This window comes from Kineosporia sp. NBRC 101677 (assembly GCF_030269265.1).
Taxonomy (GTDB): Bacteria; Actinomycetota; Actinomycetes; order Actinomycetales; family Kineosporiaceae; genus Kineosporia; species Kineosporia rhizophila.
Window position 1 is genome coordinate 535,928 of the sequence record NZ_BSTA01000002.1, and the last position, 25,296, is coordinate 561,223.

At 70.2% G+C, this 25,296-nt stretch carries 25 protein-coding genes and 1 tRNA gene; 14 read left to right on the forward strand and 12 right to left on the reverse strand.

What is annotated here, in order from left to right:
• Positions 1-109: 109 nt before the first annotated feature.
• Complete coding sequence (locus tag QSK18_RS07870) at positions 110-2,080, reverse strand: sigma-70 family RNA polymerase sigma factor (RefSeq protein WP_285617526.1); 1,971 nt, start codon at positions 2,078-2,080, stop codon at positions 110-112.
• 9 nt (positions 2,081-2,089) lie between these two features.
• A complete protein-coding gene (locus QSK18_RS07875) occupies positions 2,090-3,961 on the reverse strand; it encodes a rhamnogalacturonan lyase (RefSeq protein WP_285617527.1) in 1,872 nt (623 codons plus the stop codon).
• Between the two features lie 469 nt (positions 3,962-4,430).
• Between QSK18_RS07875 and QSK18_RS07880 the strand changes: the two genes are divergently transcribed.
• Positions 4,431-5,282, forward strand: a complete 852-nt coding sequence (locus QSK18_RS07880; RefSeq protein WP_285617528.1) for a lytic polysaccharide monooxygenase — start codon at positions 4,431-4,433, stop codon at positions 5,280-5,282.
• The gene (locus QSK18_RS07885) at positions 5,279-5,941 is read left to right on the forward strand and encodes a DUF305 domain-containing protein (RefSeq protein WP_285617529.1); all 663 of its coding nucleotides are present in this window, start codon (positions 5,279-5,281) and stop codon (positions 5,939-5,941) included. Before QSK18_RS07880 ends, QSK18_RS07885 begins: the two co-directional genes overlap by 4 nt.
• Before the next feature lie 27 nt (positions 5,942-5,968).
• Here the strand turns inward: QSK18_RS07885 and QSK18_RS07890 are convergent, their stop codons facing one another.
• A complete protein-coding gene (locus tag QSK18_RS07890; protein WP_232809449.1) occupies positions 5,969-6,205 on the reverse strand; it encodes a hypothetical protein in 237 nt (78 codons plus the stop codon).
• A gap of 230 nt (positions 6,206-6,435) precedes the next feature.
• The gene (locus QSK18_RS07895) at positions 6,436-7,344 is read right to left on the reverse strand and encodes a phosphotransferase (RefSeq protein ID WP_285617530.1); all 909 of its coding nucleotides are present in this window, start codon (positions 7,342-7,344) and stop codon (positions 6,436-6,438) included.
• Positions 7,345-7,484: 140 nt separating this feature from the next.
• Here QSK18_RS07895 and QSK18_RS07900 point away from each other — a divergent pair, with 140 nt between their 5' ends.
• Complete coding sequence (locus QSK18_RS07900; RefSeq protein WP_232809447.1) at positions 7,485-8,108, forward strand: acyltransferase; 624 nt, start codon at positions 7,485-7,487, stop codon at positions 8,106-8,108.
• A 116-nt stretch (positions 8,109-8,224) separates the two neighbouring features.
• Positions 8,225-10,600 carry an ATP-binding cassette domain-containing protein gene (locus tag QSK18_RS07905; RefSeq protein ID WP_285617531.1) on the forward strand — a complete coding sequence of 792 codons (2,376 nt, stop codon included), beginning with the start codon at positions 8,225-8,227 and terminating at the stop codon, positions 10,598-10,600.
• Positions 10,601-10,638: 38 nt separating this feature from the next.
• On the opposite strand, the gene QSK18_RS07910 is transcribed toward QSK18_RS07905, so the two are convergent.
• Both QSK18_RS07910 and QSK18_RS07915 read right to left on the reverse strand, forming a co-directional pair.
• Positions 10,639-11,361, reverse strand: a complete 723-nt coding sequence (locus QSK18_RS07910) for a GAF and ANTAR domain-containing protein (RefSeq protein WP_285617532.1) — start codon at positions 11,359-11,361, stop codon at positions 10,639-10,641.
• A gap of 38 nt (positions 11,362-11,399) precedes the next feature.
• Complete coding sequence (locus QSK18_RS07915; RefSeq protein WP_285617533.1) at positions 11,400-11,837, reverse strand: nucleotidyl cyclase domain-containing protein; 438 nt, start codon at positions 11,835-11,837, stop codon at positions 11,400-11,402.
• A 449-nt stretch (positions 11,838-12,286) separates the two neighbouring features.
• On the opposite strand from QSK18_RS07915, the gene QSK18_RS07920 reads away from it, so the two are divergent.
• From QSK18_RS07920 to QSK18_RS07930, 3 genes are all read left to right on the forward strand, one after another.
• Positions 12,287-12,508, forward strand: coding sequence for a hypothetical protein (locus QSK18_RS07920; RefSeq protein WP_232809443.1), 222 nt, complete (start codon positions 12,287-12,289; stop codon positions 12,506-12,508).
• 119 nt (positions 12,509-12,627) lie between these two features.
• Positions 12,628-13,659 (forward strand): LLM class flavin-dependent oxidoreductase, encoded by a 1,032-nt coding sequence (locus tag QSK18_RS07925; protein WP_285617534.1) that lies wholly within the window; start codon positions 12,628-12,630, stop codon positions 13,657-13,659.
• A gap of 3 nt (positions 13,660-13,662) precedes the next feature.
• Entirely contained in the window at positions 13,663-14,334 is a 672-nt protein-coding gene (locus tag QSK18_RS07930) for an NADPH-dependent F420 reductase (RefSeq protein ID WP_232809441.1), read from the forward strand.
• Positions 14,335-14,341: 7 nt separating this feature from the next.
• Here the strand turns inward: QSK18_RS07930 and QSK18_RS07935 are convergent, their stop codons facing one another.
• A complete protein-coding gene (locus QSK18_RS07935) occupies positions 14,342-15,433 on the reverse strand; it encodes a CapA family protein (RefSeq protein ID WP_285617535.1) in 1,092 nt (363 codons plus the stop codon).
• 206 nt (positions 15,434-15,639) lie between these two features.
• Here QSK18_RS07935 and QSK18_RS07940 point away from each other — a divergent pair.
• Positions 15,640-15,713: transfer RNA gene (locus QSK18_RS07940), tRNA-Ala, on the forward strand.
• Between the two features lie 165 nt (positions 15,714-15,878).
• Here QSK18_RS07940 and QSK18_RS07945 read toward each other — a convergent pair.
• Complete coding sequence (locus tag QSK18_RS07945) at positions 15,879-16,652, reverse strand: enoyl-CoA hydratase/isomerase family protein (protein WP_285617536.1); 774 nt, start codon at positions 16,650-16,652, stop codon at positions 15,879-15,881.
• Positions 16,649-18,670 carry a phenylacetic acid degradation bifunctional protein PaaZ gene (gene paaZ, locus QSK18_RS07950; RefSeq protein WP_285617537.1) on the reverse strand — a complete coding sequence of 674 codons (2,022 nt, stop codon included), beginning with the start codon at positions 18,668-18,670 and terminating at the stop codon, positions 16,649-16,651. Before paaZ ends, QSK18_RS07945 begins: the two co-directional genes overlap by 4 nt.
• Before the next feature lie 99 nt (positions 18,671-18,769).
• Between paaZ and paaA the strand changes: the two genes are divergently transcribed.
• From paaA to paaI, 6 genes are read left to right on the forward strand one after another with little or no spacing between them, the layout of a single operon-like run.
• Positions 18,770-19,705 carry a 1,2-phenylacetyl-CoA epoxidase subunit PaaA gene (gene paaA / locus QSK18_RS07955; protein ID WP_232809437.1) on the forward strand — a complete coding sequence of 312 codons (936 nt, stop codon included), beginning with the start codon at positions 18,770-18,772 and terminating at the stop codon, positions 19,703-19,705.
• The gene (gene paaB / locus QSK18_RS07960) at positions 19,698-19,988 is read left to right on the forward strand and encodes a 1,2-phenylacetyl-CoA epoxidase subunit PaaB (protein ID WP_232809436.1); all 291 of its coding nucleotides are present in this window, start codon (positions 19,698-19,700) and stop codon (positions 19,986-19,988) included. Before paaA ends, paaB begins: the two co-directional genes overlap by 8 nt.
• A gap of 3 nt (positions 19,989-19,991) precedes the next feature.
• Positions 19,992-20,894 carry a 1,2-phenylacetyl-CoA epoxidase subunit PaaC gene (gene paaC, locus QSK18_RS07965; protein ID WP_352396476.1) on the forward strand — a complete coding sequence of 301 codons (903 nt, stop codon included), beginning with the start codon at positions 19,992-19,994 and terminating at the stop codon, positions 20,892-20,894.
• Entirely contained in the window at positions 20,891-21,382 is a 492-nt protein-coding gene (paaD, locus tag QSK18_RS07970; RefSeq protein WP_285617539.1) for a 1,2-phenylacetyl-CoA epoxidase subunit PaaD, read from the forward strand. The genes paaC and paaD overlap by 4 nt, the downstream gene beginning before the upstream one ends.
• Positions 21,382-22,461, forward strand: a complete 1,080-nt coding sequence (paaE, locus tag QSK18_RS07975) for a 1,2-phenylacetyl-CoA epoxidase subunit PaaE (protein ID WP_285617540.1) — start codon at positions 21,382-21,384, stop codon at positions 22,459-22,461. Before paaD ends, paaE begins: the two co-directional genes overlap by 1 nt.
• The gene (gene paaI / locus QSK18_RS07980) at positions 22,461-22,895 is read left to right on the forward strand and encodes a hydroxyphenylacetyl-CoA thioesterase PaaI (RefSeq protein ID WP_232809432.1); all 435 of its coding nucleotides are present in this window, start codon (positions 22,461-22,463) and stop codon (positions 22,893-22,895) included. The genes paaE and paaI overlap by 1 nt, the downstream gene beginning before the upstream one ends.
• 12 nt (positions 22,896-22,907) lie before the next feature.
• Here the strand turns inward: paaI and QSK18_RS07985 are convergent, their stop codons facing one another.
• Genes QSK18_RS07985 through QSK18_RS07995 form a run of 3 tightly spaced genes read right to left on the reverse strand, consistent with a single transcriptional unit; the run spans position 22,908 to position 25,106 of the window.
• Positions 22,908-23,525 (reverse strand): TetR/AcrR family transcriptional regulator, encoded by a 618-nt coding sequence (locus tag QSK18_RS07985; RefSeq protein ID WP_232809431.1) that lies wholly within the window; start codon positions 23,523-23,525, stop codon positions 22,908-22,910.
• 13 nt (positions 23,526-23,538) lie between these two features.
• On the reverse strand, positions 23,539-24,687 hold the full coding sequence (locus tag QSK18_RS07990) for an RNA polymerase sigma factor (RefSeq protein WP_285617541.1): 1,149 nt from the start codon (positions 24,685-24,687) through the stop codon (positions 23,539-23,541).
• A gap of 2 nt (positions 24,688-24,689) precedes the next feature.
• Entirely contained in the window at positions 24,690-25,106 is a 417-nt protein-coding gene (locus tag QSK18_RS07995) for a YciI family protein (RefSeq protein ID WP_232809429.1), read from the reverse strand.
• Between the last annotated feature and the right edge of the window lie 190 nt (positions 25,107-25,296).

The window sequence follows — 25,296 nt, forward strand, 5'->3', positions numbered from 1 at the left end:
ACGCCGAACGCAAGGTTGAGCCCGGGGCAGCACGGGTGCCGGGTGCCGGGTGCCGGACGGCGGTGCCCGATGCGGGTGGAGGATGCTGCAGGCAGCGATCCGGTTACCCCTACTGGTTCCGCACGCAGCGCACCACGCCGGCATCCAGATCCCGGTAGTTCGTGTACCCGTCGTCGTAGTTCAGCGCCCACCGCGCCTTCTCGTCCTCAGCAGCCCGGTTCGCGGCCCAGTACCAGCCGCGGGCCGGGGTGCTCGGGAAGGCCTCGCGGTCGATGGCCGGACCCACCAGTGACTCGTCCACCAACGTGGCCAGTTCCTGAACCCCCGGCAGGCGCCAGTTCCCGCCCTTCAGACCGGCGCAGTACGCAGCCGCTTCACCCGCCGCCATCGTCGGCGAAGTAGCCCGCTGCCAGGTGAGCCCGGTCATCGGATCCGACACCTCGTCGCCGTTCACCTCGTACTGCACCGAGCCCTGGCCGGACGGCGACTGCACACACCGCACCGCGAACTCACCCGACTGATCGGCCGCGTTGCTGGTCAGGCCCTCGTAGAAGTTGACGATCCAGGCGAAGGCCGGATCGTGCGGGGTGGCCCACGGCGATGCCGTCCAGAAGAACGACACCGGAGTACCCGGGAAGGCCTCGGGGTCGATGGCCGGGCCCAGTCGGGTGGTGTCAATGATGGACGTGAGTTGCACCCGGGTGGGCAGGTGCCAGTTCCCTTCGGCGAGGGTCAGGTTCGCGCAGTACTTCTTGGCGGCGGCGAAGGTGTACCGCCCCGACGGGGTTTCCCGCTGCCAGGTCAGACAGGTGTTCTGGTCGCGCACGGTTCCGTCTTCGCGCACCGAATAACGCTGCTGGCTGGGCAGATCGGCGCCGGAATTGGGCATGGTCCAGGCGGGCCAGACCCGGCTCGGGAGGCCGGACCGGTCGCAGCGGTCTTTCACCGCCGGCGCCGGGGCCTTGGCCGTTTTCGCCGGAGCCGGTGGGGGAGTGGGCGAAACCGAGACCGCAGGTGGAGAGGTGGACAGCGAAGCGCTGAGCGCTTCGGCACCCACCGGATGCTCCGAACGCACGGTGGGCGGCCGGTTCACGTCGTAGAGGAAGCCCCCGGTGAACAGCAGCAGGGTGGCCGCCGCAGTCACGGTGGCCACCCGCCCGGCCCACTTGACCGCAGCCCAGGCACCCCGTTCCGGTTCCTCGACCTCCCAGTCCGGCCGGTCGTCTTCAATTGTGGCCGTTGTCAGCTCGATCGGCCCGGACTCCGGTGCCAGCAGGCCCTTGCCGATCAGCCCGGCGACGAGCGCGGCGGGCAGCGGCAGCAACTGCAGGCCGGCGATCAGCCGGCTGGCCGGGAGCTGGTCCTCGGCCTCGCGCAGGCAGACCACGCAGGTGCGCACGTGCTTGGTGATCCGCTTGCGCCACAACGGGTTCGCCTGCCCCGTCCATTCCTGGAGCACCGGGACGAGCCCACCACACCGCGGCTCGCGGTCGAGCGCAGCCACGGCCAGTCGGCACTGCTCCAGCTGCTCGCGCATGCGCTGCAGGCGCACCGCGGTGTGGGCCTCGCCGAGCTCGAGCGCGTTCGCGATCTCGGCCCGGCTGATCCGCCCGGCGCACTCCTGCCACCACAACGCCAGCAGCGCACGGTGTTCCGGGTCGAGCCACCGCCCGGCTCGGACCAGGTCACGCTGCTGGCCCTGCAGGTCGAGCCGGAGCACCAGAAGGTCTTCGAAGGTCTCCGCCGGCTCGGCGGGGACGGCCGGCAGCAGTGGTTCGGCCCCCACCCGACGCTGGTGGTCGGCGATGCGGCGGCTGGTGATCGCCACCAGCCAGGACCGGAAGCTGGCCGGGCTCTGCAGGGTGGGCAGGTCCTGCACCACCTGCAGCAGAACCTCCTGGGTGACGTCCTCCGCGTCGGCCGGCCGGCTCACCGACCGGCCGACGAGGTTGTGGACCAGGACGACGTACCGGGCCAGCAGCTCCTGAAGAGCCGCCTGATCGCCGGCCTGGGCCGCGCGGACCAGGCCCCCATCGCCTCCGGCTCCGGGAGGTACCCCCACCGGTTCGTCGTCCTGCATTTCTGGTCTCTACTTCTGGAGCGCGTAGCTCAGGTGCGGGGGCTGGTTGTACGCGGTGTTCTGCCAGGCCACGGCCACCCGGTACTGCGAGTCGTGCATCAGGGTGACGAACCGGGTGGAGCTCTGGTGCGGGGTGCTGTAGATGCGCAGGGCCGAGTCGTCGGACTCCGGCCAGATCACCTCTTCGCGCCAGTCGCCCAGGATGTCGCCGGACAGCGCCGGGGTGGACTTGGTGCTGTTGTTGGAGTGCACCCCGGCGGCGGTCAGCAGCCGGGTCTCACCGGTCGGCGACCACTTGCTGATCTTGTTGCCGTCCAGCAGTTCCCGCGAGGTGTCGCCGTCCCAGAAGACCAGGAAGTTCGTGGAACCGGGCTTGCTGCCGATCTTCTTGCCGGCCGTGTCCCGGGTGCCGTCGACGCTGGAGGACCACTGCTCGGCGCCCGGGCTGCCGGCCCAGATGTCCGCCGCCACACCCCGGCCGGTGTCGCAGGCGCAGCTGGCCGACTTGGTGATGATCTTGCCGGTGGCCGCGTCGGCCACGTAGTCGGCCGGGCCGCTGCCCTTGCTCTCGTTGACCTTGAACACCTCGAGCCCGGCGCGGGACGGGATCAGGTCACCCACGTGCAGCGCGTCACCGTGGCCGAGCTTCGTCGTCCACAGGCCCTTGCCGTTGTCGTCCAGGGCCATCGCGCCGTAGACGATCTCGTCCTTCCCGTCGCTGTCCACGTCGGCCACCGAGAGCTGGTGGTTGCCCTGCCCGGCCCACTCGGCCGGCTTGGTCTGCTTCGAGGAGTCGAACTGCCAGCGCTGGGTGAGCTTCCCGGCCTTGTAGTCCCAGGCGGTGATCACCGAGCGGGTGTAGTAGCCGCGGGCCTCGATCAGGCTCGGCGTGCTGCCGCTGAGGTAGGCGGTGCCGGCCAGGAAGCGGTCGACCCGGTTGCCGTACTTGTCGCCCCAGCTCGAGACCGCGCCGCGGGCGGGCAGGTAGTTGACCGTGGCGGCGGCGGCCCCGGTCTGGCCGTTGAACACGGTGAGGTACTCGGGACCGGTGAGCACGTAGCCGCTGCTGTTTCGGTGGTCGGCGCTCGCGGTGCCGATCACGGTGCCCTTGCCGTCCTTGGTGCCGTCGGCCGTCTTCATCGCGACCTCGGCCTTGCCGTCGCCGTCGTAGTCGTAGGCCTGGAACTGGGTGTAGTGCGCGCCCGCCCGGATGTTCTTGCCCAGGTCGATCCGCCACAGCCGCTTGCCGTCGAGCTCGTAGGCGTCGACGTAGACGTTGCCGGTGTAGCCGGACTGCGAGTTGTCCTTGGCGTTGGTCGGGTCCCACTTCAGCACGACCTCGTACTCGCCGTCGCCGTCGAGGTCGGCCACCGAGGCGTCGTTGGCGGTGTAGGTGTAGGCCACACCGTCCTTCGTGGTGCCCCCGGCCGGCTTGGCGATCGGCACCCGCAGGTAGCCGCTGGAGAGGTTGCGCACCGTGGCCGTCTCGGAACCGGTCTTCACGGTGTAGGTGGCGCCGGCGGCGGCGCCCTTGTCGAGATAGTTGGTGGAGCCGGTGATCCCGGCCTTGACCAGCTTGCCGTCGCGGTACACGTCGAACGCGGCGGTCTTGGCGTCGGTGGCCAGCAGACGCCAGCTGATCAGGTTGTCGCTGCCGGAGCGCACGCTGATCGCGCCCCGGCCGAGCGTCTCCAGCTGGTGGCCGGCCACGGTGACCTTGGCGGCGGCCTTGCCTACGGTGCCCTGGGCGGCCGTGGTGGTCTGGTTGGCGGCGATCGCGGCGCCACCGGCGGCCAGCCCACCGGTGAGGGCGAGACCGGCGGCGACGGCCAGGGTGCGGCCGGGTCTGCGGCGGGCGACAGGACGGCGACGTTGACTCACGGATTCCTCTTTTCACCGGTCATCGGCTGCGCGGCTTCCCGGCGGGAGTGGGCGCGTGGAATCGGCCCAGGCAATCCGTCTGTGCGGGTGGGCTTTTCGATTCCGTGATGGTGTCGAGAATCCTGCTCACCTTGATGGAGGCTGTCAAACCTCAAAAAGGTTGCCCCGCTACAGGTCATGAGCAGGTGCGGGGAACGTAAAGACTGTGTTCGCGTCGCTGCGGAGGCGAATGCATAACGTAAATCGCGGAAAAGAAATGCAGCGGTTCCGGGCAACCTTTCCGGTCCCCCTACCTTCGGTGCGCCTGCCGTGACAGGTCGTCACGGCGCGCCCGGCAGCGTCAGGTGTCGATCAAGAGCCGGATAAGAGGTTGCAACCAACTTGTGCACGGGCGCTCACGTTCAGAAACATAGGGCCTCGCCCGGCCCGACCCGCCGAGTGCTCCATCCCTGACAGGAGTGCATTTCCCATGCTCAAGAAGGTCGTCCTCCCTCTGGCGACGATGGGCACACTGGCCGCCGGCGTCGCCCTCGCCGCCCCGGCCAGCGCTCACGGCTACGTCTCGTCGCCGCCCAGCCGCCAGGCCCTGTGCGCCAGCGGCGCCGTCTCCGGCTGCGGCCAGATCCAGTACGAGCCGCAGAGCGTCGAGGCGCCCAAGGGCTCGACCAAGTGCAGCGGCGGCAACGCCATGGCCGCCGCGCTGGACGACGAGTCGATCGACTGGCCGCACACCTCGGTCAGCAGCACCCCCACCTTCAACTGGACGCTGACCGCCCGGCACCGCACCAGCACCTGGCAGTACTACATCGACGGCAAGCTGGTGAAGGAGTTCGACGACAAGAACGCCATCCCCAACGCCACCGTCTCGCACCAGGTCGACCTGAGCGCCTACTCGGGCGAGAAGACGCTGCTGGCGGTCTGGAACATCGGCGACACCGCGATGGCGTTCTACAACTGCATCGACCTGAACATCGGCGGCACCGGCTCGGGCAACGGTGGTGGCAACGGGCAGCCGACCACCGCGCCGTCAACCCCGGCCGAGACCCCCACCGAGGAGCCGACCACCGAAGAGCCGACCACCGAGGCACCCACGCAGGAGCCCACCGAGGAGCCGAGCACCGAGGCGCCCACCACGGCCCCGACCACCACGGCCCCGGAAGACACCGAGGCCCCGGCGGAAGGCGAGTGGCAGAGCTGGAAGTGGTACAACCGCGGTGACAAGGTCACCTACGACGGCGTGACCTACGAGTGCCGTCAGTCGCACACCACGCTGCCGGGCTGGGAGCCGCCGGTCGTGCTCGCGCTCTGGCTGCCCCAGTGAGCCGTCTGCGGGCGGTCACCCTCACCGGGCTGAGCCTGGCCACCGGAGCGGTGCTGTTCCTGGGCGGATGCGGTGCGCTGAACGGGCTCTCGGTGAGCGGCTCGAGTGACGCTGCCACCGCCGAGGTGGCGGCGGCCGAGTCCACCCATGGGGCCCACGGCACCGGCACCCAGTCGGCCGCCGCCGGCCACAACGACGCCGACGTGATGTTCCTGCAGATGATGGTGGCCCGTCAGGTCGAGACGGCGAAGCTGACCGACCTGGCCGCCGAGGGCCGGCTGACGAAGCAGGCCGCCGCCCTGGTCTCGGCGATCGGCATCACCGAGACCGACGAGCAGGCGCAGATGAGCGGCTGGCTGAAGGCCTGGGGCGAGCCGGCCGAGATGGCCGACGAGGCCGACCTGCACGCCGAGCACGGTGGGGTCAGCCGGCTCACCGAGTCCGACGTGAAGAGCCTGAAGTCGGCCTCGGCCGGGCAGTTCCAGACGCAGTACCTGAACCTGCTGATCGCCCAGCAGAGCAACGCGGTCGAGATCGCCCGCTACGTGGGTGAGAAGGGCAGCAACCCCGAGGTGCTCGAGCTGGCCACGCGGATCGAGACCTCCCGGTCCGCGCAGGTCAAGCAGATGCTCGGGCTGCTGGCGGAGACTCCGGCCTGAGTGCGGGACTGTCCTCGGCGGCTGCGGTCAGCAGGCGCCGAGGGCGGTCCACTCGGTGGCGTTGGGCCCGGGCACCTCGCTGGTCCCGGCGACCTCGGCCCGCCAGGCCTGGCCGGCGAACTTGACCTCGTCGTCCACCTGGTAGTCCTGGCCCGCGCCGTACGGGTCGGGGCAGGTGGACCGGGTCTGCACCCAGAAGAACGCCCCGGCCGCGATCAGGGTCACGGCGACCAGGGACGCGATGATGCCTCGCGTGGCGGTCATGAACGCACTGGTCCTTTCGGCGGGGGCAGCGAAAGACGCGACCGGGCGGATGTTCTGGAGCTAAACGGCTCGAAAGCTACCACGCAGCGACGGTACGTCCGGCCTGGTCAGGCGGCGAAAGCCGCGCTAAGTCGGACCATTGAACCGGGCCGGAAGAACTCACCGTAGCCGTACGCCTGCACCCCAGGCTTGCCCTGTGACAGCACGTCACAACCCGCGCCACTCAAAAGTCAGACCTTTTCGTGAGTCAGGCGGTGCAAGGTCCGGCGGCCCATCCGGCTCATCGTCGGGTTCGTCTCCCGGTAGTACCAGACCAGACCCATGGCCTGCTCGAACGCCCAGGCCCGGCCGCGTTCCCAGTCCAGGTCGTCGCAGCGTAGCCCGGCCCGCAGCACCGCCCGGGCCGGGCCGTCGAGCAGGTGCCAGGCGGCCACCAGGTCGAGGGCCGGATCGGCCGGGCCGAGCCCGCCGGAGTCGAGCACCCCGGCCAGGCGGATCTGCCCGGCGTCCCGGTGCACGAGCAGATTTCCGGGGATCAGGTCCTTGTGGTTGGTCACGTCCGGGGCGGTGCGGGGCAGTTCGCGAAAGCGCTGCCAGAGTGCCCGCAGGGGGGCCACGTCGAGCACCTGCAAGCTCTCGCTCTGCTGGAGACAGGTCTCCATCCAGTCGTCGTGCTGTTTCAGGTCGCCACCCCGCCCGGAGCCGGAGAACGGCCGGCCCTCGGTCGGGATCGTGCGGATCCGGCCGATCAGCTCGACCAGATCGCGGGCGAAGGCGGTTGAGCCGGCCGGATCGACCTCGGTGGCGGTGGTCCCGGGCAGCCAGGTCTGGACCACCCAGGGCATCGGACAACCGGGGCCGGGGGCGCCGATCGCCAGCTGCTGGGGTGCCTGGAAGCGGGTGTAGGCGTCGAGTTTCCGCGCGGCCTCGGCCTCGGCGGCGAACTCGGCCTCGATCGCGGCCGGATCCCCTGGGCGCAGCGGGAACCGGGCGGTGAGCTCCGCGCCGATCCGGAACACCGCGTTGACCGTGCCGACCGCCTCGAGCGGCCGCACCGCGAGCCCGGCCCACTGCGGGAACTGTGTGGCCAGCAGTTCGGCCACCGTGGGGGTGGAGATCGACAGCTGATCCTCGTGCAACGTACCCGCCCTCCCGCTTCACCGGACCGTTCCGGAACTTAGCCGATCGGACCCGCTCGTTCACCGAAATACCGCTCACCGACGTCCAAAAGCATTGTTCACTAGTCAGGTCAAGAATCCTGTGGAACACTCCCGAACTCGTGGAGGACATGCGCTTCGACCTGCAGGGCAGGGGACACGACATCCGGATCGCGCCGTCCGCCGGGGTGACCGGTCAGATCAAGGCCCGGGACGACGCGGGGCCCTGCTCGGTGCACATCGGCGAGGGCGTCAAAGGCAAGTGGAACATCACCGTCTCGGGCGGCGCCCGGGTGGTGATCGGCCGCAGCACGACCTGCGAGACCACGCAGATCGTGGCGCAGAACGGCGACGTCCTGATCGGTGAGGACTGCATGTTCTCGTTCGCGGTCGAGATCCGCACCACCGACACCCACGCCATCTACGACGTCGACGGCGGCGGCCGGGTCAACCCCGACCAGCCGATCCGGATCGGCGACCACGTCTGGCTGGGCAAGCAGGCGATCGTGCTGAAGGGCGCCGACGTCGGCTCCGGCAGCGTGGTCGGGGCCCGCGGGGTGGTTTCCGGTGTGATCCCGCCGCTGTCGGTGTGCGTCGGGGTGCCGGCCCGGGTGGTCCGCAGCAACGCGATCTGGACCCGGCGGGTGGGCAAGGGTCGGCTCGAGCACGACGAGAAGGCGATGCGGGTGGTGCAGGCGGTCCAGGCCACCGCGCCGCACAGCACCCGCAGCATCCGCAGCGCCTGAGCCGATGACTTCGGTTCTCCCGATCGGTCAGTAATCGAGAAGCGGGTTGCCCGGATGCGTGGCGCCTGCGTGACACGATGCGACGGACGTCCGTCCGCCCGACCGATGGAGACCCGATGAGCAGGGCCACTGCGCAGCCGCCGCACGTCGCCGACACCCACGAGATCATCCGGGTGCACGGAGCCCGCGAGAACAACTTGAAAGACATCAGTGTCGAGCTGCCCAAGCGCCGGCTCACGGTGTTCACCGGGGTCTCCGGATCGGGCAAGAGCTCACTGGTCTTCGGCACCATCGCGGCCGAGTCGCAGCGGCTGATCAACGAGACGTACAGCAGCTTCGTGCAGGGCTTCATGCCCTCCCTGGCCCGGCCCGACGTGGACGTGCTGGAGGGCCTGACCACCGCGATCATCGTCGACCAGCAGCGGATGGGTGCCGACCCGCGCTCCACCGTGGGCACCGCCACCGACGCCCACGCCATGCTGCGGATCCTGTTCAGCCGGCTGGGCAAACCGCACATCGGCGGGCCGGGCGCGTTCTCGTTCAACGTGGCCTCGGTCTCCGGCAGCGGGGCGATCACCGTCGAGCGGGGCGCCGCCACCCGTGCCGTCAAGGCCGAGTACTCCCGGGTCGGCGGCATGTGCCCACGCTGCGAGGGCCGCGGCTCGGTCAACGACATCGACCTGACCCAGCTGTACGACGACAGCCAGTCGCTGAACGACAACCCGTTCAAGATCCCCGGGTACAGCATGGAGGGCTGGTTCGGCCGGATCTTCATCGGCAGCGGCTACTTCGACCCGGACAAGCCGATCCGCAAGTACAACAAGCGCGAGCTGCACGACCTGCTGTACAAGGAGCCGACCAAGATCAAGGTCGACGGCATCAACATCACCTACGAGGGGCTGATCCCCAAGATCCAGAAGTCGATGCTGTCCAAGGACGTCGAGTCGATGCAGCCGCACGTGCGGGCCTTCGTCGAGCGCGCGGTCACCTTCACCACCTGCCCGGACTGCGACGGCACGCGGCTGGCCGAGGGCGCCCGGTCGGTGAAGATCAAGGGCATCAACATCGCCGACGCCGCCCGGATGCAGATCAGCGACCTGGCGGTGTGGGTCGGCGAGCTGAAGGAGCCGAGCGTGGCCCCGCTGCTCGGCAAGCTGCGCCACACCCTGGACTCGTTCGTCGAGATCGGCCTGGGCTACCTCAGCCTGGAGCGGCCCTCGGGCACCCTGTCGGGCGGGGAGTCGCAGCGCACCAAGATGATCCGGCACCTCGGCTCGGCCCTCACCGACGTCACCTACGTCTTCGACGAGCCCACCATCGGCCTGCACCCGCACGACATCCAGCGGATGAACAACCTGCTGCTGGAACTGCGCGACAAGGGCAACACGGTGCTGGTGGTCGAGCACAAGCCCGAGGCCATCGCGATCGCCGACCACGTGGTCGACCTCGGCCCCCGCGCCGGTACCGCCGGTGGCCAGGTGGTCTACCAGGGTCCGCTGGAGGGGCTGCGCACCAGCGGCACGCTCACCGGCCAGCACCTGGACGACCGGGCCGCGCTGAAACCAGAGGTCCGCGAGGCCGCCGAGGTGCTGCAGATCCGCGGCGCCGAGGCCAACAACCTGAAAAAGGTGGACGTCGACATCCCCCTGGGTGTGCTGGTGGTGGTCACCGGGGTGGCCGGGTCGGGCAAGAGCTCGCTGATCCACGGCTCGGTCGCCCCGCTGGACGACGTGGTGGCGATCGACCAGGCCCCGATCAAGGGTTCCCGGCGCAGCAACCCGGCCACCTACACCGGGCTGCTGGAGCCCATCCGCAAGGCCTTCGCCAAGGCCAACGGCGTGAAACCGGCTCTGTTCAGCGCCAACTCCGAGGGCGCCTGCCCGGTCTGCAACGGCGCCGGGGTGATCTACACCGACCTGGCGATGATGGCCGGGGTCTCCACCCCGTGCGAGGAGTGCGAGGGCCGGCGATTCCAGGCCGCGGTGCTGGAGTACACCTTCGGCGGCAAGAACATCAGCGAGGTGCTCTCCATGCCGGTGGCCGAGGCGGAGAAGTTCTTCGAGGCGGGCGAGGCGAAACTGCCTGCGGCGTACAAGATCCTCGACCGGATGGAAGACGTCGGCCTGGGCTACCTGACCCTGGGGCAGCCGCTCACCACCCTCTCCGGCGGTGAGCGGCAGCGGCTGAAGCTGGCCACGCACATGGGGGAGAAGGGCGGCGTCTACATCCTGGACGAGCCCACCACCGGCCTGCACCTGGCCGATGTGGCGCAGTTGCTCGGCCTGCTCGACCGGCTGGTCGAGGCGGGCAAGTCGGTGATCGTGATCGAGCACCACCAGGCCGTGATGGCGCACGCCGACTGGATCATCGACCTCGGCCCGGGGGCCGGTCACGACGGCGGGAACATCGTGTTCCAGGGCACCCCGGCCGAGCTGGTGGCCGACCGGAGCACGCTGACCGGCCGGCACCTGGCCGAGTACGTCGGGGCCTGAGCCAGGCCGGATCGTGGCCGGGCGCAACCGGTTTCTCGCTACTGCGTGCGCTGGTAGCGGGCGCGGACCCGGTCCACGATCCGCGCGGCCACTTCGCTGAGTTTGACGTGGTCGCGCTGACTGCGGTCCCGGATCTCGGCGAAGGCTTCTTCGGCGTTCTTGCCGGTCCGGCTCATCACGATGCCGATCGCCTGGTCGATCACCGCCCGGCTGACCAGTGCCTCCTGCAGTTGCGCGGCCACGCGCCGGCTCTCTTCCAGCAGCAGGGCGTGCGACGCGGTGACCGCGGCGGGCCGGGCAAACCTCTCCCCGACGGTGACCGACCGGTCGTCGAAGGCCTCGTGCGGGCGGCCGTAGACGTTCAGCACCCCGACCGCCCGGTCGGTGATCAGCAGCGGCAGCGAAAGGACACTGTGCACCCCGAGCCGGCCGGCCCGTGGCCCGAACCGCGGCCAGCGCGACTCGCCGCCGAGAGAACCCGAACGTTGCGTGGTCCTCGACTCGACCGCGAGCAGGCCCGGCCCTTCACCGAGGCCGTACTGCACGGCATCGACCGCCGCCACGAGCTCGTCGCCGGCCACCCTGGTGTCGCGCCCGTGGCGTTCGAGCAGCATCACCCCGGCCCCGTCGGCGCCGGGGATCGCGCAGACCGCGAACGCGGTGATCCGGGCCAGGGTGGCGGCCAGGGGCTCGTCCCCGGTCAGGACCCCGGCCAGGCCCTCGAGGCTGTCCCGCAGGTTCTGTTCGGGATCTGCCGTCATGGTGATCGGGTGCCTTCCTGGACCGGTCCACGGGGCTGTCAAGGAAGATCGAGCAGGCGTTCGACCGCGTCCTGGGCCAGCATCCCGGTGATGGACAGGGCGACGTGACCGTCACCGTCCGGCCGGGGCAGCGGTGGGCCCACCGACCGCTGCAGTCGCTCCAGCAGCGCGCTCAGCTCGTGCCAGTCGGCCACGCCCGGGCAGGCCAGGGCCACCCGGTCGGGGCCGATCCGGCGGATCGGGTCCCGGGCCCGCACCAGTCGGCGCAGATGCTTGGTGTACGACGACAGCAGGGTCTCGGCGAGTACGGCGTCGAGCCTCTTCCCGCCCGGGGTCTGGACGATCCCGGCCACCAGCACGGCACCGTGCCGCAACTGCGGGTCACCCGGATCAGCGGGGTGCCGGGCCTGCGGGACGAAGGTGTGGTTCCGGGCAGCCGGGGGTTGCCTGAGGAGAAAACCATGTCCGGTGGACATGTGTGCTCCAGGAGATTGATCGCGCTCGGAGCCTTCGGCGTTGCGTATGCATCCTGGTCGCGGGGTGTCCCCGGCGGCCCGGTCCGAAGCGGCTGTGGCCCAGCCCCACAACCCTAAGCCATCTGTAGTCGATGCGTCACCCTAAGTGCCTTTCCTCTGGCAAATACTGGTAGGTCTGGTCCGGGAAACCAGATGGCGCGTCCCGGTCCGGAGCTCTGGACGATCCGTAAACTGCTGTAGGAAAGGCGTTTCCGACAGACAGGTCGATTCATTGGGCAACTGTTCGGGATCTCGGAAGCCGCATGAAGCGGTCTGCCCTTCGGGGCGAGAAGGCACTTTGTAGTGCAGTGACGGTGCAGTTCAGGTTCTTGTGGATCAGCGCTGTCGTCTTCGGGTCGGTCCGATGTGATTGTCCGGAGGGCCGGGACCGCCCGGCTACACTCCGCCGCATGGCCAAGAAGCTCTTCCCTGTCGTGCTGCGCGGCTACGACACGTCCCAGATCGACGAGCTCTTCGCCCGCGTCGACGAGGTGCTGGCGAACGGTGACGCGGACGCCCGGGCGGCGATCCGCCAGGAACTGAGCACCACGGTGTTCACCATCGCCCTGCGGGGGTACCCGCCCACCGACGTCGCCATGGCGGTCGAGCAGAGGCTCTCCGCCCTGTCCTGACGCAGGTTTTCCGGCCCCTCCGTCACCCGTGCGGCGGAGCGGGCATATCCCGGGGTGGCGTGTGGTTGAGCGTGTCGTCCACAATGTAGTTGAGCTATCAACCACCGGGAGACAAAGTCATGAGCGAGCTGGTTCTGGGCCTCGACACCTTCGGAGAGGTGCCGGTGGACGACTCGGGCGCGCCGGTGTCCCAGGCCGCCGCAATCCGTCAGGTCGTCGAGGAGTCGGTGCTGGCCGACCAGACCGGCGTGGACGTCATCGCGCTGGGTGAGCACCATCGCTCCGAGTACGCGATCTCCAGCCCCGAGACGGTGCTGGCCGGCATCGCCAGCCGCACCGAGCGGATCAAGCTGGCCACCGCGGTCACCGTGCTCAGCTCCGACGACCCGGTCCGGGTCTTCCAGCGTTTCGCCACCCTCGACGCGCTGTCGCAGGGCCGCGCCCAGGCGATCCTCGGGCGGGGCTCCTTCACCGAGTCCTTCCCGCTGTTCGGCTACGACCTGGCCGACTACGACGTGCTGTTCGAGGAGAAGCTCGACCTCTTCGTGAAGCTCCTCGACGAGAAGCCGGTCACCTGGAAGGGCACCACCCGGCCGGCGCTGCAGAACGCCGACGTGTTCCCCAAGACCGAGTCCGGCCGGCTCGACACCTGGGTCGGCGTGGGCGGCTCCCCGCAGTCGGTGGTCCGCACCGCCCAGCACGGCCTCAAGCTGATGCTGGCGATCATCGGCGGCGACCCGGCCCGGTTCGCGCCCTACGTCGACCTCTACCGGCGCGCGGCCGACCAGCTCGGCACCACCGCGTACCCGGTCGGCATGCACTCGCACGGGTTCATCGCGGACACCGACGAGGAGGCCCTGGAGGTCTACTACGAGCCGCACAAGGCGATGATGGACACGATCGGTGCCGAGCGCGGCTGGCCGCCCCGCACCCGGGCGCAGTTCGAGGCCGAGGTCGAGGACGGCTCGCTCTACGTGGGCTCCCCGGAGACCGTGGCCCGGCGCATCGCCAACACCGTGAAGGCACTCGGCGTGGGCCGTTTCGACCTGACCTACACGGGTGGCACGCTGCCGAGCAGCGCCCGGCTGCGCACCGTCGAGCTGTACGGCACCAAGGTCGTCCCGATGGTCCGCGACCTGGTGGAGGGCTGAACCATGACCACCGTGGGCATTCTCGGGGCCGGCAAGGTCGGCACCGTCCTGGCCCGGCTCGCCACCGCGGCCGGCTACGACGTCCTGATCTCCGGCTCCGGTGACCCGGCCAAGATCTCGCTGATCATCAGCGTGCTGGCGCCCGGGGCGCGCGCGGTCACCTCGGCCGAGGTGGCCGCGCAGGCCGAGATCGTGATCCTGGCCCTGCCGCTGGGCAAGTACCGCGAGATCCCGGTCGAGGCCCTGCGCGGCAAGCTGGTGATCGACGCGATGAACTACTGGTGGGAGACCGATGGAGTGCGGGACGATCTGAACGATCCGCGCATCTCTTCCAGTGAGATCGTCCAGCAGTTCCTGACCGGGGCCCGGGTGGTCAAGGGCTTCAACCACATGGGCTACCACGACCTGGAGAGCGGGTCGCGGCCGGCGGGCAGTGCCGACCGCAAGGCGATCGCCCTGGCCGGCGACGACTCGGCAGCGGTGAGCGAGGTGTCCGCGTTCGTCGACGCGCTCGGCTTCGACCCGGTCGAGGCCGGGTCACTGGCCGAGGGGGCGCGCCTGCAGCCGGGTACCCCGTTGTTCGGGGCCAACACCGACGCGGCAACGATCCGCAGCCTGCTGGCCGAGGACTTCGAGGCCCGGGAGCAGCCGACCGTGCCCCCGGACCTGCGCTAGACCTGCGCTAGACCCCGCAGCTTTCGGCCAGCGCGTCCTCTTCGGCGTTGGCGGCCTCGGCGGCCGATCCGGTGAGCAGTTCCGGGCGGCCGCCGCGGATCTGTGCGGGGTGCCACTTGGTCTTGACCACCCCGCCCTTGTCCACCACCACGTCGTAGACGCCGGACTTCACCGACTCGGCCCGGGTGGCGTAGAAGACGAAATTGCCCAGGCCGTAGTGGATCGCGGTGCGCCCCTGCTCCACGTGCGGCTCCAGCACATGCGCGTGACTGCCCACGACCACCTGGGCCCCGGCCTCGGTCAGCTCGGCGGCCAGTTCCTGCTGGCGCGGGGTGGGGCAGGACTCCATCTCCACGCCCCAGTGCAGCACGACGACCACCACGTCGGACTCGTCCGCGGCGCTGCGCACCGCCTCGGCCAGCCGGCCCGGCACCTTGGCCGAGGCCAGGCCCGGCTGCGAGTCGGTGGCCGTCCAGGTGGTGATGGCGAAGTTGTCGAGCACGTCGGTGGCGCCGATGACCGAGATCCGGACCCCGTTGATCGTGGTCTGGTAGGGCGCGAAGGCCTCGTCCTCGTCGCGGCCGACGCCGATCATCGGCAGCTCCGCCTTCTCACCCGCCGCCAGGGTGTCGGCCAGCCCTTCCTGGCCGTAGTCCATCCCGTGGTTGTTGGCCACCGTGACCACGTCCACGCCCGACTTCTTCAGCGCCTTGAGAGCCTTGGCGGGCGCCCGGAAGGTGTACTCCTTCGGGGCCGGCACACCGCCGTCGGTGATCGCCGTCTCCAGGTTCACGATGGCCAGGTCGGCCTTCTTCAGCGGCTTGGAGGCGCTGCCGATGTCGCCGCCCAGTGCGCTCGCCGACGAACCGGCGAAGTGCACGTCGCCGCCGAACGACAGCCGCACCCGTCCGCTCTTGGGCTTCTTGGGCTTCGGCGTGACTTCCGCGGAGGGCTGCGGCGCGGGCTCCGAGGTGGCGGGCGCTTCCGGGCCCGCCTGCAGCGACACGTCCTCGCCGGAGGAGTCACCGGAGGAACAGGCGGCCATCCCGGCGACAAGGGCAAGGCAGAGCAACGCGCCCGCCTGCTTACGACCTAACACTTGGCCCTCCCTGGCCCCGTCCCACGACGGTGCCCCATTAAAGGGGATTGTCCAAGCCATCATCAGCTCTTTGGCAACATCGGTCCCACCCGGGGGTCGGTTGAGACATTCGGGTGTCGCCCGAACGGGCAACCGAGCACGGGCCGCACTCCCGCCCCCGACCGATTCGGAGCATCGGGCCGGTCAGTGCTAGTCTTCTTCTCGTTGGGGCTATAGCGCAGTCTGGTAGCGCACCTCGTTCGCATCGAGGGGGTCTAGGGTTCAAATCCCTATAGCTCCACCGCAGGTCAGGGGCGGTTTCCCGGTTTCGGGAGACCGCCCCTGACGGCTTTGCGGCTTGGGTAGGCGCGCAGTGGTCCGGTCGCTGCTCGCCTGTCGCGCGCAGCTGGCTCGCGCCACCGCAGCGGCCGCCCGCACCACGAGGGCTCGGACAGCGGCCGTGCGCTCAGTGCCCTTCGAACTGAAAACGCCGGCGGTCCAGGAACGCCTCGACGGCGCCGGTGTGGTCGTGGGTCAGGCCGAGGCGGGCCTGGGCCAGCGCCTCGTTGTGCAGCACCGTGGCCAGGGGCGCGGTGCTGATCAGGCGCTTGGTCTCGGCGTAGGCCAGGGTCGGGCCGGCTGCGAGTCGCCCGGCCAGTTCACGGGCCTGCGGCAGGGCCTGGCCGGCCGGGACGATGCGGCCGGCAATGCCCCAGGCAACGGCGTCGGTGGGGGAGAAGGTGTCGCCGAGCAGGAGCAGTTCCTTGGCCCGGGTCTCACCGACCGAACGGGGCAGGGTGAGCGACAGGCCGGAGTCGCAGGTCAGCCCGATCGCCGTGAAAGCCGTTGTCAGCACTGCGTCCTGAGCGAACACGCGCAGGTCACAGGCCAGGGCGAGGGCCAGCCCGGCGCCCGCACAAGCGCCCTCGACCGCGGCGATGACCGGCTTGGGCATGGTGAGCAGGGCCTGGATCACCGGGGCGTAGTCCTGCTCGACCGTGTCGAAGGCGTGGCCCGGGTCGGCCCGCAGCGCCTCGGCGTGCTCGGTCAGATCCTGCCCGCCGCAGAACGCCCCACCCGCGCCGGTCAGGACCACCGCCCGCACCTGGTCGTCGGCCGCGGCCTCTTCCACTGCCCGCCGTAGAGCCTTCTTGCTCTCGGCGTCGAGCGCGTTGCGGCGCTTCGGGCGATTCAGACAGAGGACGCTGACCGCCCCTTCGCGCTCGACGAGAACCATCATTCCTCCCGCTCTTTGGCGACGAGGGTGAGTACGTCGTAAGTCGCCACCGCTTCCCCGTTCTGGTTGGAGACCAACGCGTCCCAGCGCACTTCACCGTAGTCGGCGCTGTTGCGGGGGGTGATCTGCTTGACCGTGAGCTCGACCGAGATGGCGTCGCCGACCTTGACCGGGGTGAGGAAGCGCAGGCCGTCCACCCCGAAGTTGGCCAGCACGGGGCCCGGCGCCGGATCGACGAACAGCCCGGCCGCCAGCGAGACCACCAGATAGCCGTGCGCCACGATGCCGCCGAAGAGCGGGTTCTTCGCAGCCGCGGCCGCATCGGTGTGGGCGTAGAACCGGTCTCCGGTGAACTCGGCGAAGTGCTCGATGTCGTAGAGCGAGACGGTGCGCGGGCCGGCGCTGATCGTGTCGCCGATGCGGAGCTCGGCCAGCGACGACCGGAAGGCGTGCTGCGGCGGGTGGTTCCGCGCGGCCCCGGTGGTCCAGCGCCCGGTGATGGCGGTGAGCAGGTCGGGCGAGGCCTGAACGGCGGTGCGCTGGAGATGGGCGAACACACCGCGAACGCCGCCGAGCTCCTCACCGCCCCCGGCCCGCCCCGGCCCGCCGTGCACCAGGGTGGGCAGCGGAGAGCCGTGCCCGGTGGACTCTTTCGCGTCGTCCCGGTCGAGGACCAGGATGCGGCCGTGCCAGGGGGCCAGCCCCAGCACCAGGTGCCGGGCCACCTGGGGATCGTGTGTGACTACCGACCCGACCAGACTTCCCTTGCCCTGAGCGGCCAAGGTGACCGCCTCGTCCATTGTTTCGTAGGTCAGCACCGTGCTCACCGGACCGAACGGCTCCACGTCGTGCGGTTGCCGTGCCCCTGGGCGGGCCCGCAGCAGCAGGGGGCCGAGGAAGGCGCCGCGATCGGCGACCGGCCGCGACGGATCGCCGAAGACCAGCTCGGCCTCGGATCGCAGCGCCTCGACCGCCTTGCGCACCTCTTCACGCTGCCCCAGGCTGGCCAGGGCGCCCATCCGGACCTCGGGATCGCGCGGGTCGCCCACGGTGATCCGCTCCAGCCGGGCCGCGATCGCCTCGCTCACCGGCCCGGCCATCGGCGCGGGCACGATCACCCGGCGGATGGCCGTGCACTTCTGCCCGGCCTTCACCGTCATCTCGGTGACGACGCCCTTGACGAACAGGTCGAACTCCGGGTCTTCGGCCCGCACGTCCGGCCCGAGCACCGAGCAGTTCAGCGAGTCGGCCTCCACCCCGAGCCGGACGCCGTTGTCCAGCACGTTGGGGTGGCGCCGGAGAACGCCTGCGGTGTGGGCGGATCCGGTGAAGGCGACCGAGTCGTGCACGCCCAGCTCGTCGAGCAGCGAGCCGGCGCTGCCCGACACCAGCTGCAGCGCGCCCGGCGGGAGGATGCCGGAGGTGATGATCAGGCGGACCGTGCGCTCGGTGAGATAGGCCGTCTGGCTGGCCGGTTTCACGATCGTGGGCAGCCCGGCCAGGAACGCCGGGGCCAGCTTCTCGAGCATGCCCCAGACCGGGAAGTTGAAGGCGTTGATCTGGACGTTGACGCCCGGGCGCGAGGTGTAGACGTGCTGGCCCACGAAAGTGCCGGCCTTGCCCAGCGGTTCCAGACCCCCGTCAAAGGCGATCGTGTCGTTGGGCAGCTCCCGTACACCCTTACTCGCGTAGCTGAACAGGGTGCCGATGCCGCCGTCGACGTCCACCCAGGTGTCCTTGACCGTGGCGCCGGTGCAGGTGCTCAGGTCGTACAGCTCCGGCTTGTGGTCGGCGAGATGCAGGGCCAGCGTCTTCAGCAGCTTGGCGCGCTGATGGAAGGTGAGGGCACGGACGGCCGGACCACCCACTTCACGCGCCCAGCCCACCATGGCCGAGTAGTCGAGGCCACGCGCCGAGATCCGGGCGACCTCCTCGCCGGTGGCGGCGTCGAGAAGGGGTTCGCCCTCGTCGTCGGCCCGGAACCAGTGCCCGGCGGCGTAGCTCTCCAGCAGCGTGCCCACGTCGGCTCACCCCTTGCCCCATTGCGCTGTGTGCCCGATTCGTGTCACGTTATAACAGACCGATCGGTTAGTAAATCATCGGCAGCTTCGGAGGCAGTGATGACGACGGTGGCCGGGCCCGGCCTGCAGGAGCACTTCGACGCGGTGATCGCCCGGCAGCAGCGGGTGGAACCGCGCGACTGGATGCCCGAGGCCTACCGGCGCACCCTGGTCCGGCAGATCGCCCAGCACGCCCACTCCGAGATCATCGGGATGCAGCCCGAGGGCAACTGGATCAGCCGGGCGCCCTCGCTCCGCCGCAAGGCGATCCTGCTGGCCAAGGTGCAGGACGAGGCCGGGCACGGGCTCTACCTCTACGCTGCCTGCGAGACCCTCGGGGTCTCCCGCGACGAGCTGGTGCAGAACCTGCTCCAGGGGCGGCAGAAGTACTCCTCCATCTTCAACTACCCCACGTTGTCGTACGCGGACGTGGGCACCATCGGCTGGCTGGTCGACGGCGCCGCGATCTGCAACCAGGTGCCGCTGTGCCGCACCTCGTACGGGCCGTACGGGCGGGCGATGATCCGGATCTGCAAGGAGGAGTCGTTCCACCAGCGGCAGGGCTACGAGCTGCTGATGACGATGATGCGGGGCACCGCGCAGCAGCGGGAGATGGTGCAGGAGTCGGTGAACCGGTTCTGGTGGCCCAGCCTGATGATGTTCGGCCCGCCCGACACCGACTCGCCGAACAGCGAGCGCTCGCTGGCCTGGGGGATCAAGCGCAACTCGAACGACGAGCTGCGGCAGAAGTTCGTCGACATGACCGTGCCGCAGGCCGAGGCGCTGGGGGTCACGCTGCCCGATCCGGAGCTGGCCTGGAACGCCGAGCGCGGGCACCACGACTTCGGGTCGCCCGACTGGGCCGAGCTGGCGGCGGTGATCCGGGGCGAAGGCCCCTGCAACGCCCAGCGTCTGGCGCACCGGCGCAAGGCCCACGAAGACGGCGCCTGGGTGCGGGAAGCGGCCCTGGCCTTCGCGGAGGCCGACCGTGACTGAGCGCCGGGAGTGGCCGCTGTACGAGGTCTTCGTGCGGGGCAAGCGTGGGCTCAACCATGTGCACGTGGGCTCGTTGCACGCCGCCGACGACCCGAGCGCGCTGCGGAACGCCCGCGACGTGTACACCCGGCGCAACGAGGGCGTGAGCATCTGGGTGGTGCGGGCCGAGGCGATCACCGCCTCCAGCCCGGACGAGAAGGACCCGCTGTTCGGCCCGAGCGGCGACAAGGTCTACCGGCACCCCACCTTCTACTCGATCCCCGGCGACGTACCCCATCTGTGAGGTGTGATGCACGAGGACAGCGTCTACGAGGGCCTGCTCGGCGGGGACTCCTCGCAGTGGGCGTTCGGCACCGACTTCGAGGACCCGCTGGCCGGGGTCGACACGTCGGTCCCGCCCGGCGTCGATCCGGCCGAACTGGCGCGCTACTGCCTGGCTCTGGGTGACGATGCGCTGGTCATGTCGCAGCGTCTGGCCGAATGGTGCAGTCGGGCGCCGGAGCTGGAAGACGACGTGGCCCTGGCCAACCTCGCGCTCGACCTGCTCGGTCAGGCCCGGCTGTTGCTGGCCCGGGCGGCGGCGGCCTCGCCCTCGGTGGTGCCGGCGCTGCCGGCCGGCTCCCCGGTCCCGCCCGAAGACGCCCTGGCGTTCTTCCGAGAGGCCGAGGCGTTTCGCAACGTACGCCTCGCCGAGGTGCCGAACGGAGACTTCGCCCATGTGATCGTCCGTCTGTTGTTGTTCTCGGTGGCCCGCTACGAATTGCTCGCACGGTTGCGGGTGAGTCGCGACCAGGTGCTCGCGGCCGTGGCTGCCCGCGGGGTCAAAGAAGTTTCCTATCAGCGAGACTGGGCCGGTCGCTGGTTCGTGACGCTGGGCCGGGGCACGGCCGAGTCACGGCGCCGACTGCTCGCCGCTCTGAGTGAACTGTGGCCTTTCCAGGGTGAGCTGGTGTCGTCCCATCCGCTGGAGGCTTCGCTGGCCGCGGCCGGGGTCGGCGTTGATCCGGCCTCGTTCGCGCAGGCCGTGAACACGGTGCTGGACGAGGTTTTCGCGGCTGCCGGGGTGGAGCGACCTGCTGGGGGAGTGGTCTGGGCCGGTGGGCGCGACGGGCTGCACACCGAGGCCCTGAGCCGGATGCTGGCCGAGATGCAGGTGGTGGCCCGAGCGCACCCGATGGGGCGCTGGTGAGCGCCGACCTGGCCACGGCCCAGCGGGTGGCCGGGCAGGTCACCGACCCCGAGATGCCGATGCTCACGCTGGCCGATCTCGGGGTGCTGCGGGACGTCGAGATCGACAACGGGGTGGTCACCGCATCGATCACCCCCACCTATCTGGGGTGCCCGGCTCTGGCGACGATGCGCGACGACCTCGTGCACCGACTGGGCGCCGCGGGTTTCGATCGGGTCGACGTGCGGGTGGTGCTGGATCCTCCCTGGACGAGTGACTGGATCAGCGAGGCAGGCCGGAAAGCTCTTGCTCAGCACGGGCTCTCGGCGCCGGGATCGGTGCGGCGGCCCGTCGGTATCCAGCTCGGTCCGGTGCGGCGGAACCTGGTGTGCCCACGCTGCGGCTCTTCCCGCACCAGCCTGGTCTCGGAGTTCGGGGCAACGGCGTGCAAGGCGCAGTACCGCTGCAACGAGTGCCTCGAGCCCTTCGAGCACGTGAAGGAGATCTGATGACGCTGCTCGCCCCCGCCCGGAGCCGGATCGCCTTCCACCGCCTGCGGGTGCTGCGGGTGGACCGGGTCTGTGACGACGCCACGGCCGTCACCTTCGACGTGCCGCCCGACCTCGGGCCGGCCTACGCCTTCGGGGCCGGGCAGTCCCTGACTCTCCGGCGCCTGATCGACGGGGTGGAGCACCGCCGTTCGTACTCGATCTGCGCCGCGGTGGGTGAGCTGCCCAGGATCGGGGTGCGGGAGATCCCCGACGGGCTGTTCTCGTCGTGGCTCGTGCGCGAGGTGCGGCCGGGCGACGAGATCGAGGTGTCCACCCCGTCGGGCTCCTGGCGGGCTGATCCGGAGGCCGGTGAGCGGCATCTGTGTATTGCGGCGGGATCCGGTATCACGCCGATGCTTTCGGTGGCCTCGAGCGTACTGCGGCATCCGCGGGCGCAGGTCTCGCTGCTCTACGGCAATCGCACCAGTCGCACCGTGATGTTCGCCGAGGAGCTGGGCGACCTGAAGAATGCCTTCGGGCCCCGCCTCCAGGTTGCCCACGTGCTCAGCCGGGAGCCGCGAGACGTCGAGCTGTTCTCCGGCCGGCTCGACGGTGAGCGAGTGCGCCGGCTACTCACCGAACTGGTGCCGTTCGAGGTGTTCGACCAGGTCTGGCTGTGCGGCCCCCTGCCGCTCGTGCTGGAGTGCCGGCGGGTGCTGACCGAACTGGGGGTGCCGGACGAGCGCATCCACGTGGAGCTCTTTCACGTGGACGAGCCGCCACCGCAACCGCGCCGGGATCCGGAGAGGCCGCTGGGCGCCACCACCTCACTCACCACGGTGCTGGACGGCGTGCGGACCACGGGCGAGACATCCCGGGAAAAGACCATTCTGGACGGGGCTCAGGGCATCCGGGCCGATCTTCCCTTCGCCTGCAAGGGGGGAGTGTGCGGAACGTGCCGCGCGGCGGTGCGGGAAGGAGAAGTGGACATGCGACGCAACTACGCTCTCGAACCGGCCGAGGTGGCAGCCGGCTTCGTTCTCACCTGCCAGTCCTTCCCGGTGTCGAACACCGTGACCGTGGACTACGACGCCTGATGCCCGCGACCACCGAGGCCCAGGAGATCGCCGAGCGCAGTGCCCGGATCATGCTGGGCGGCGATCTGGCCAGTGCGGCCCTGGGGATGAGACTGGAGCACGTCGCCCCGGGCCGGGCGATCGTGTCGATGCCGGTGCGGGCCGACATGACCAACGGCTTCCAGCTCTGCCACGGCGGGCTGGTGGCGGCGGTGGCCGACACGGCGTTCGCGGTCGCGTGCAACAGCTACGGCGAGGTGACCGTGGCGGCCGGGTTCGACATCACCCTGCTCGAATCCGCCCGGCTGGGCGACCGGTTGGCGGCGCATGCCGAAGAGCGGGCCCGGCGGGGCCGGTCCGGGCTGTACGACGTGAGCGTGGTGCGGGAGTCCGACCAGGCCGTGATCGCCGAGTTCCGGGGCCGCAGCCGTTCGCTGGGCCGGCCGATCGGCTGAGGGCTCCAGGACCTAGGCCTTGCCTCCTGCGGCCAGCCCGTCGAAGGCCAGCGTGGTCAGGGCGTCGGCCACCGTCGCCGGATCGTAGGAGCCGGTCGGCTGGTACCACTCGACCAGTGAGTTCACCATGCCGAAGAGCAGCCGGCTGACCAGGGAGGGCGGCAGGTCGGCCCGCAGCGAACCCTCCCGCACGGCCTCCGACACCAGTTCCGCCAGCTGCTCGTCCAGCCGCCGCCGGCGCTGCAGCGCAGCCACCTCGACCTCGCTGTTGCCCCGCACCCGGAGCAGCAGCGTGACACTCGGCTGATGCGCCATCAGCACCTCCACGCTGCGCCGGACCACCGCCCGCAGTCGTGCGTAGGCGGTGCCCTCGGCCCCCGGCCGCGTGGCCTCCTCGACCACCGCGGTCAGCTCGTCCAGCGCATCGTCGAGGGCCGCGATCAGCAGCTGTTCCTTGCTTTCCACGTGGTGGTAGATCGCGGCCTTGGTCAGCCCCAGCTCCTTGGCCAGGTCGCCCATGCTGGTCGCGTCGTAGCCCCGGCGGTTGAACAGCTCTACCGCAGTGCGCAGAACGGTGGCCTGGTCGTTGCCGGGGCGCCCACGTCGCCGGGGTGCCGAGGGGGTGCTCACGGCTCCTACACTCTCACGCCCGCATTCGCCCGGCCTGCCTGCTCAGGTGGTCGCGTTCGGCCGTGTTGGTGGCCAGCCGGGCCGCCTGGGCATAGGCCGCGGCCGCGCCCGTCGTATCACCGGAGCGTTCCAGCAAATGCCCGCGCACGGCATGAAACCGGTGATGCCCGGCGGGCAGTCGCGGCCGCACGGCCTCGAGCGCCCGCAGCCCGGCCTGCGGTCCGTCCGCCTCGCCGACGGCCACCGCCCGGCTGAGCGCGGCGGCGGGTGTGTCGTGGATCGCCAGCAGTTCGTCGTACCAGGACAGGATCTGCGGCCAGTCGGTCTCGGCGGCGGTGGCCGCATCGTCGTGCAGCGCCGCGACGGCCGCCTGTGCCTGGTACTCACCCAGCTGGTCCTGGGCCAGGGCGGCCTGCAGCAGTCTCACGCCCTCCTCGATCCGGGCGGTGTTCCACAGTGAGCGGTCCTGCCGGTCGAGCGGTACCAGGCTGCCGTCGGCAGCGAACCGGGCCGGGCGCCGGGCGTCGTGCAGCAGCATCAGGGCCAGCAGGCCCAGCGGCTCTGGTGCTGAACGGGTTTCGGCCACCAGCCGGCGGGTGAGCCGGATCGCCTCGGCGCCCAGGTCGAGCGACCCGGTGTAGCCCTCGTTGAAGATCAGGTAGAGCACGCGAAGCACCAGCCCGAGATCACCGCGCGCCCCGAACCGGGCTCCTTCGAGCATCTTCTTCGCCCGTGAGATCCGCTGGGCCATGGTGGCTTCCGGCACCAGGAAGGCCTCGGCGATCTGCCTGGTGGTCAGGCCGCCCACCGCCCGCAGGGTCAGCGCCACCGCCGATGAGGGGCTGAGCGAGGAATGGCAGCACAGGAACAGCAGCAGCAGAGTGTCGTCGCTCTGCTCGGTGGGCCCGGGCCCCGGCACGGCCTCGAGCTGCTCTTCCCGCCGGCGCCGCGAGACCTCCGAGCGCGTACTGTCGATCAGCCGCCTCGATGCCACGGTGACCAGCCACCCCCGCGGGCTTGCGGGCGTCCCTGCTTCCGGCCAGCTGGTCCAGGCCTCGAGCAGGGCCTCCTGCAGGGCGTCCTCGGCCGCCGCGAACGGATGCCCGCGGCGCACGAGGGCGGCCAGAACCTGCGGGGCGAGCTCGCGCAGCAGGTGCTCCACGCTCAGACGTCCGCCTCCGCCGGCCCGGTGCCCATCAGCGGCCGTACCTCGATCAGTTCGTTCACCGGCTCGCCCCCGCGCCCGGGCGCCGAGGAGACCCGCGCGGCGATCTCGTAGGCCCGCTCGGCCGAGTCCACGTCGATCATGAACCAGCCGGCCACCAGCTCCTTCGACTCGGCGTAGGGGCCGTCGGTGACCACCGGCGGCTTGTCCTCACCGCCGGAGCGCACACAGGCCGACTGAGACCCGAGCGCCGCCACGGCGACGAACTCACCGCTCTCGCGCAGCTCTTCGATCATCTGGTGCTGGAACGCCATGTGCGTCTCGATCTCGGCCTGGGTCCACTCGAACAACGGGGCGTAGCCGCTCTCCCCCTCGGGGCTGACGCCGTAGTGCTTGAGCAGCAGGTACTTGGCCATGTCGGTCTCCTTCGCTCGGAACGGCCCGATGACCGTTCTCACCCCGTGGTCGGAGCCGCTGGGCCGTTCTCGACACCGGGCGCGCGGCAAGTTTTCCACGGGCGGTGCGCCCAGCCATTGATCTGCGGTGACGCGGGATGCTCTACTGCCCATCTCCAGCCAAGGGGCTCGAACCGTCCCAAACCTCCGG

Coding starts and splice junctions, on each gene's coding strand:
- QSK18_RS07870 (WP_285617526.1), bottom strand. CDS start 2,080: ATGCAGGACGACGAACCGGTGGGGGTACCTCCCGGAGCCGGAGGCGAT.
- QSK18_RS07880 (WP_285617528.1), top strand. CDS start 4,431: ATGCTCAAGAAGGTCGTCCTCCCTCTGGCGACGATGGGCACACTGGCC.
- QSK18_RS07890 (WP_232809449.1), bottom strand. CDS start 6,205: ATGACCGCCACGCGAGGCATCATCGCGTCCCTGGTCGCCGTGACCCTG.
- QSK18_RS07905 (WP_285617531.1), top strand. CDS start 8,225: ATGAGCAGGGCCACTGCGCAGCCGCCGCACGTCGCCGACACCCACGAG.
- QSK18_RS07910 (WP_285617532.1), bottom strand. CDS start 11,361: ATGACGGCAGATCCCGAACAGAACCTGCGGGACAGCCTCGAGGGCCTG.
- QSK18_RS07915 (WP_285617533.1), bottom strand. CDS start 11,837: ATGTCCACCGGACATGGTTTTCTCCTCAGGCAACCCCCGGCTGCCCGG.
- QSK18_RS07920 (WP_232809443.1), top strand. CDS start 12,287: ATGGCCAAGAAGCTCTTCCCTGTCGTGCTGCGCGGCTACGACACGTCC.
- QSK18_RS07925 (WP_285617534.1), top strand. CDS start 12,628: ATGAGCGAGCTGGTTCTGGGCCTCGACACCTTCGGAGAGGTGCCGGTG.
- QSK18_RS07930 (WP_232809441.1), top strand. CDS start 13,663: ATGACCACCGTGGGCATTCTCGGGGCCGGCAAGGTCGGCACCGTCCTG.
- QSK18_RS07945 (WP_285617536.1), bottom strand. CDS start 16,652: ATGATGGTTCTCGTCGAGCGCGAAGGGGCGGTCAGCGTCCTCTGTCTG.
- paaA (WP_232809437.1), top strand. CDS start 18,770: ATGACGACGGTGGCCGGGCCCGGCCTGCAGGAGCACTTCGACGCGGTG.
- paaE (WP_285617540.1), top strand. CDS start 21,382: ATGACGCTGCTCGCCCCCGCCCGGAGCCGGATCGCCTTCCACCGCCTG.
- paaI (WP_232809432.1), top strand. CDS start 22,461: ATGCCCGCGACCACCGAGGCCCAGGAGATCGCCGAGCGCAGTGCCCGG.
- QSK18_RS07995 (WP_232809429.1), bottom strand. CDS start 25,106: ATGGCCAAGTACCTGCTGCTCAAGCACTACGGCGTCAGCCCCGAGGGG.